The organism is Vibrio sp. 2033, assembly GCF_033339735.1.
The window spans coordinates 1-625 of the sequence record NZ_JAWOVC010000478.1; the positions used below are offsets into that span (position 1 = coordinate 1).

A 625-nucleotide genomic window follows, 5' to 3' on the forward strand; every position below is an offset into this window, starting at 1 on the left:
GTGGTCGTCGTTACTTTCAGTGATGTAATCTGCGATTTTCTTGGTTTCTTCCATCGCATTTTCCATCGCGATACCAAGACCTGCGTACTTCAGCATGTGGTGGTCATTTTCAGCATCACCCATACAGATCACTTCTTCTGGTTGAATTCCTAAGAACTCAGCAATCGCCGCAACTCCGATGCCTTTGTTGCTAGCTGGGTTAAGAAACTCTAGGAAGAATGGGGCACTTTGAACAACAGTAAACTCTTCACGCATTTCAGGCGGGAGCGCAGTGATGACTTCAGTTAGTTTACTTGGCTCGGCAACCATCATTGCTTTGATGATTGGATGATCATCTTCTAACGATTCAAAATTCATCTCTGTCACATCTAAGCCATTAATGTTGGCTTCGATGTCAGTGTATGGGTTGTTCTCATTAGTGATCAAGCCGTGCACTTGGCTGAATGCGTGCACATAAGCGCCTAGTTCTTTCGCTTTACGAGCGACTAATTTAGCTGCCTTACCATCAATGATTTGCTGGTGGATAATTTCGTTTGTACCTACATTTTTAACCATAGAACCATTGTAGAAAAGGACAAAATCTTTATCGGAATGAATATTCAGCTCATCCAATTTTGCCTGCATG

Annotated in this window: 1 protein-coding gene; it reads right to left on the reverse strand. The window is 42.7% G+C overall.

Annotation, left to right across the window (positions count from 1 at the left end; all coding sequences use genetic code 11):
* Positions 1–625, reverse strand: a 625-nt coding sequence (locus R7P74_RS27310) for an HAD-IIB family hydrolase (protein WP_318123805.1), incomplete at both ends; no start/stop codon positions are given.